Below are 5,079 nucleotides of genomic sequence, written 5' to 3'. Positions count from 1 at the left end.
ACTATATGTAGTATATAATAGATAAAGCACTAACTATATGTAGTGCTTTTGTTTTTGGAAAATACTTATTATGCCCTATAATTAGAGGTTGTTTTTGGAATTTGAACTGATAAATATTAAAAGAAATAATAAGTAAATTAAATGAAATTATAGCACAAGATTATGTTAAAAGGACGGTAAATAATGAATTGGATAGAGCTTAACAATCAAGTGATAATTAAAAATGAACAAGGGAAATATCAACTGGAAAAGGATAAGGAAGCCCTAAGTAGTTACATAGAAGAATTTATAAATCCAAAGTTAAAGAAATTTAACAATCTAGAAGAAAGATTGAAGTATTTAATTGAGGAAGGTTATTATTTAGAAGAAGTAATACATAAATACAGCATGGATTTTATCAAAAATATATACAAACTTATTGAGGAACATAAATTTAAGTTTCAGTCATATATGAGTGCAAATAAATTTTATCAAAATTATGCATTAAAAAGTAATGATGGAAAAGAAATATTAGAAACGTATAATGAAAAAGTATTAATTGTAGCTTTAACATTAGGAAATGGTGATGAGAGTCTAGCTTTAAACTTGGCAGACAAAATAGTAAAACAAGAATTTCAACCAGCTACACCTACATTTTTAAATGCTGGAAGAAAAAGAGCAGGAGAAATGGTATCATGTTTTTTACTATCTGTAGAAGATAGCACAGAAGGTATTTCATATGCTATATCTTCATCAAATCATTTATCAAAAATAGGTGGAGGAGTTGCACTAAACTTATCTAAGCTTAGAGCATCAGGTGAATCTATTAAAGATATAGAAGGTGCAGCTGGAGGTGTTGTTGGAGTAGCTAAAATGTTGGAACAATCATTCAGCTATTTTAATCAGATGGGAGCTAGGCAAGGTTCTGGTGCAGTTTATCTCACAGTATTTCATCCTGATTTTGAATTATTGATGGATACTAAAAAGATAAATGCTGATGAAAAAATAAGACTTGCTACATTATCGCTGGGAGCTATTATACCTGATAAATTTATGGAGTTAGCAGAAAAAAATGAAGTAGCCTATGCATTCTATCCTCATACTGTGTATAAAAAGTATGGAGTTTACCTTGATGAGATAGAAATGAGTGAGTGGTATGATAGGTTAGTTAATGATGAAGATATAAGAAAAAAAGAAATAAATCCTAGACAAATGTTGACTAAAATAGCACAAATGCAACAAGAAAGTGGATATCCATATGTAGTGTACATAGATACAGCCAATAGGGAACATACATTGAAAGAGGTTGGTATGGTAAAAATGTCTAATTTGTGTTGTGAAATATTCCAATACCAAACATCTTCAGAAATAGAAGGTTATGGTGGAGAAAATAAATGGGGTCAAGATATAAGTTGTAATCTTGGTTCTTTAAATATAGCAAATGTTATGGACAATAAAACTATAGAAAGCACAGTTGAGACATCGATAAGAGCATTGACATTTGTAGCAGATAAAACAGACATAAAGCCAGTACCGACTGTAAATAATAGCAATAGCAAATCTCATTCTATAGGATTGGGAGCTATGAATTTACATGGATACTTAGTAAGAGAAAATATTTTATATACTTCAGAGGATGCTGTAGAATTTTCTAATGTATTTTTTGCAATGATTAGATATTATTCAATTAAAGCATCTATGAAAATAGCTATAGAAAAAAATCAAACTTTTGAAGGGTTTGAAAAATCAGCGTATGCTAAGGGAAGAAAAAGCAAGGTATTATCAAAATACTATGAACAATCTTATCTACCTAAGTTAGAAAAGGTAAAAGCATTATTTGAAGGTATTTATATACCAACAAAAGAAGACTGGACAAAATTATTGGATGAGGTCAAAGAAAAAGGTATATATAATGCATATTTAATGGCAGTAGCACCAACTCAAAGTATTAGTTATGTTCAAAATGCAACATCAAGTATAATGCCAATTACTGAGCCAGTAGAAGTAAGAACATATGGAGATTCAACTACGATATATCCAATGCCATTTTTAACTAATGAAAATATGTTGTATTATCAGTCAGCATATAGAATGGATATGAGGAAAGTTATAGATTTAGTATCAACAGTTCAACAACATGTTGACCAGGGAATATCAACAACATTGTTTGTTACAGATGAAAAGACAACTAGAGATATAGCTAGACATTACATATATGCATATAAAAAAGGTCTGAAAAGTTTATATTACACAAGAACAAAGATGACAAGAGACACTCATGAGTGTCTAGTATGTTCAGTATAGGGAGAGAAATATATGACATTTAAATTACATAAAACACATGATGCAGTTAATTGGAATAAAGAAGAAGATGGATTCACACAGGCTTTTTGGGAACAAAATGTAAAACAATTTTGGCTTCCTGAAGAAATATCTGTTTCTAAAGATATTAAGGTATGGAATGAATTAGATGATAATGAAAAAGATTTATATAAAAAAGTATTAGGTGGACTGACATTACTGGATACAAAGCAAGGGAATAATGGGATTCCATCGATGATGAGTTTAACAGATAATCTTCAAAGAAAAGCAGTTTTATCTTTTATGGGTACTATGGAAGAAATACATGCAAAAAGTTATTCTTCTATATTTATGACTTTGCTTTCTAACTCCGAGATAGATGATTTATTTGAATGGATAGAAACAGAACCAACATTACAACGAAAGGCTGATTTAGTTTTAGCTCAATATGAAAATACTACAAACCAAAAGAATTTATATTTATCAATGGTTACAAGTGTGTTTTTGGAGAGTTTCTTGTTTTATTCAGGATTCTTTTATCCATTGTATCTGTCTGGTCAAGGAAAAATGGTTGCTAGTGGAGAAATAATATCACTTATTCTTAGAGATGAGTCTTTACATGGTAAATATATAGGACTTCTTGCGCAAGAAATATACAATTCATTTGACAATGCTGATAAGAAAAAATTAGAAGATAAGATGTATTCTATACTTGATATTCTTATGGAAAATGAGATAGAGTATACAAATGTAATATATAAAGATAGTGGACTTGAAGAAGAGGTTGTAGATTTTTTGAAATACAATGCAAATAGAGCTTTAGAAAATTTAGGATTTGAAAGACTTTATACTGTAAATGCTATCAATCCAATTGTGTTAAATGGACTTAGTACTGAAACTAAAACACATGATTTCTTTTCAACTAAAGGTAATGGATATCAAAAAGGGGTCTATGAAGAGTTAGAAGATGAAGATTTTATAATATAATTTATTTTATAAATTGTGACACGCTGTTGTCACTTTTATCATGATAATATCAATGTATAAAATAAATATACGGAGGTATTTTTTATGAAATATGAATGGAGAAAGAAAGATAAAAAGTTATATTTACCTAATGAGAATCCTGTAATAGTTGATGTACCAGAACAGAAATTTATTATGATAAAAGGAAAAGGAAATCCAAATGATAAAGAGTTTAGTGAGGCAATTGGAGTTCTATATTCTTTAGCATATGCAATAAAAACTATGCCTAAAAAGGGGATTGTGCCAGAAGGTTACTTTGATTATACTGTTTTTCCATTAGAAGCTATATGGGATAAAACAGAAGATAGTAAATGTTCAAGTACACTTATTAAGGAAGAATTGATTTATACTATAATGATACGTCAACCAGACTTTGTTACACAAGATTTATTAAGCAAAGCAATTGAGATAGTAAAAAAGAAAAAGCAACATAATTTGATTGAAAATGTTGAATTTGGAATTATTAATGATGGACTATGCGTTCAAATGCTTCATAGAGGTTCATATGATAATGAACCAGAGAGTTTTATTATTATGAATGAATTTTGCAAGAAAAATAAACTTATAAGAAAATCTGATATACATCGTGAAATATATATAACTAATGAAAGTAAAGTATCAAATGCTGATTTGTTGAAGACTGTTTTGCGCTTTGAAGTAAAAAAAGAGATGTAAGTATATATATTGCTTTATTGTTATACTATAATAAAGTAATGAGGTGATTATATGAAAAGTAATAGATTATTTGAAATTATTTATATCCTGTTAGATAAGAAAAGAGTAACTGCAACGGAGTTAGCTGAACACTTTGAAGTATCTAGACGAACTATTTGTAGAGATATTGAAATATTGTCATCTTCTGGTATTCCAATTTATACTGACAAAGGTAGAAATGGTGGTATAGGTATTTTAGATAATTTCACTTTTGATAAATCTATTTTATCTGAGCAAGAGCAGAAAGAAATTTTAGCTTCACTGGAGAGCTTAAATGCACTTAAGTATCCAAATATTGATTCTACATTGGCAAAACTTAAACCTTTATTCTGCAAATCAGATACAAGCTGGATAAGTGTTGATTTTTCTCATTGGGGTAGTGATGATAGAGAAAAAGATAAATTTGTAAAGATAAAATCTGCTATATTAGATTGTAATATTATAACCTTTGAATATATAGACACTTATGGAAAAATAAGTTTACGCTGTGTAGAGCCACTTATGATTTGGTTTAAAGAAAAATCATGGTATCTTAAAGCTTATTGTCGTAAAAAAAATGATTATAGAATTTTTAAAATTATGAGGATGAGAAATATCTGCGTCTGTGAGCAGACATTTGTGAGGAGTATGCCAACAGAAGTAGGAGAAATAAAAGAAAATGAGTATAAAAATATCAATTTGAAATTGAAAATTTCTAAAGATATAGGATATAGAGTATATGATGAATTTGATATTGACAATATATCAGATGATAACAATGGAAATTTTATAGTGACTGTACAATATCCACAAAACGACTGGATTTATGGATATATACTTTCTTTTGGAAAAAATATTGAGGTACTAGAACCCATAGATGTTAGAGATAAGATTTTACAGATTATTGATAATATTAAAATAAAATATTTATGATTACTAAAAAAAGTGAAGTATTAATTATACTTCACTTTTTTTAGTAAATTAGCAAAGTATAATTTAGTTTTTTATCATATTTTTATTTTATATATATAGAATTAACATCAAATTATCTATACTAATTGTGTATATATCATTATAAGT

At 28.2% G+C, this 5,079-nt stretch carries 4 protein-coding genes; all 4 read left to right on the top strand.

Annotated elements, in window-relative coordinates; translation table 11 throughout:
• The first annotated feature begins 183 nt into the window (after positions 1 to 183).
• The 4 genes from nrdE (at position 184) to KGF52_RS20220 (ending at position 4,932) form a co-directional block, all read left to right on the top strand.
• Entirely contained in the window at positions 184 to 2,283 is a 2,100-nt protein-coding gene (nrdE, locus tag KGF52_RS20235; protein WP_227841417.1) for a class 1b ribonucleoside-diphosphate reductase subunit alpha, read from the top strand.
• Positions 2,284 to 2,295: 12 nt separating this feature from the next.
• On the top strand, positions 2,296 to 3,267 hold the full coding sequence (gene nrdF / locus KGF52_RS20230) for a class 1b ribonucleoside-diphosphate reductase subunit beta (RefSeq protein ID WP_227829592.1): 972 nt from the start codon (positions 2,296 to 2,298) through the stop codon (positions 3,265 to 3,267).
• 84 nt (positions 3,268 to 3,351) lie between these two features.
• Positions 3,352 to 3,981: a GyrI-like domain-containing protein gene (locus KGF52_RS20225; protein ID WP_227841416.1), complete on the top strand. Its 630-nt coding sequence runs from the start codon at positions 3,352 to 3,354 to the stop codon at positions 3,979 to 3,981.
• Between the two features lie 51 nt (positions 3,982 to 4,032).
• Positions 4,033 to 4,932, top strand: coding sequence for a helix-turn-helix transcriptional regulator (locus tag KGF52_RS20220; protein WP_227841415.1), 900 nt, complete (start codon positions 4,033 to 4,035; stop codon positions 4,930 to 4,932).
• Positions 4,933 to 5,079 lie beyond the last annotated feature (147 nt).

Origin of the sequence: Clostridioides sp. ZZV15-6597 (genome assembly GCF_020657815.1) — a bacterium.
In the GTDB taxonomy this organism is placed as follows: domain Bacteria; phylum Bacillota; class Clostridia; order Peptostreptococcales; family Peptostreptococcaceae; genus Clostridioides.
This window is presented reverse-complemented; position numbering and strand designations above follow the sequence as displayed.